The organism is Burkholderia sp. Ac-20379 (assembly GCF_017104645.1).
Taxonomy (GTDB): domain Bacteria; phylum Pseudomonadota; class Gammaproteobacteria; order Burkholderiales; family Burkholderiaceae; genus Burkholderia.
The window spans coordinates 1-944 of the sequence record NZ_JAAGPF010000771.1 but is presented as its reverse complement, the minus strand read 5'-3'; the positions used below and the strand labels follow the sequence as shown (position 1 = coordinate 944).

The following is a 944-nucleotide window of genomic DNA, read 5'->3' as shown; positions in this document are numbered from 1 at the left end:
CGGCGCCGGCCGGCACGCCGCCGAGCATCGCGACGCCCACCGCCGGGCCGGCCGCCGCCGCGAACTGCGTGCGGACGTCGGCGACTTCGCGGCGGAATGCGTCGAGCTGCATCGGCGAGAGCCGGTTGCTGGCGTCGGCCAGCGCGACGATCGGATCGACCGGCTTGTCGGCCAGGCGCACCTCGAAGTGCAGATGCGGGCCGGTGGCCGCGCCGGTCATGCCGACCGCGCCGAGCCGCTGCCCCTGCGCCACCTGCATGCCGACCTTCAGGCCCGGTGCCCAGGCCGACAGATGCGCGTAGAGCGTCGAGGTGCGGCCGGGATGATCGACCACCACGTAGCGGCCATAGCCATGCGGATCGGTGCCGACGAACGCCACCACGCCGTCGGCCGCCGCATTGACGCGCGTGCCGCGCGGCGCGGCCAGATCGACGCCGGTATGCAGCAGCCGCTGGTGCGTGATCGGATGGATGCGCACGCCGAACGGCGAGCTGATGCGCGTGGCGATCACCGGCTTGATCAGCGCCGCCGCTTCGAGCGGCGTGCCGTCGAACAGATAGAACGCGCCATGCGCGGCGCCGGGCGGCTGGAACCACATCGCGCTGAACTTGCGGCCCGCGATGCGCACGTCGAGCGCCGTCAGTTGCGGGCCGTGCGGCGTGCTCTGCCAGCCCACCCGGTAGCGGTCGCCGCGCTGCGCCGGGGCGCGGGTGCGCATCTGTGAGGGCATCAGGTCGCCGACCTGGATGCGGATTTCGGGCGGCAGATCGAGCTGCTGCAAGGTCTGCGAGAACGTGTGTTCGACCGTGCCGACGCGCAGCCCGGTGGCGGCCGGCGGCGCGCCGAACGCGGAGGCGGGCGCGTCGAGCGAGAACGCGTCGGACGCGCTGCCCAGCAGCGCGGTATCGGGGGCGAAGCGCGAGGCGAACCGGCCGGGCGGCGTG

1 protein-coding gene is annotated in these 944 nt (G+C 74.0%); it reads right to left on the bottom strand.

Features of this window, described 5'->3' with window-relative positions:
* Positions 1-944 (bottom strand): M23 family metallopeptidase (locus G3N92_RS34515; protein ID WP_206131939.1); only part of this gene is annotated, 944 nt, incomplete at both ends.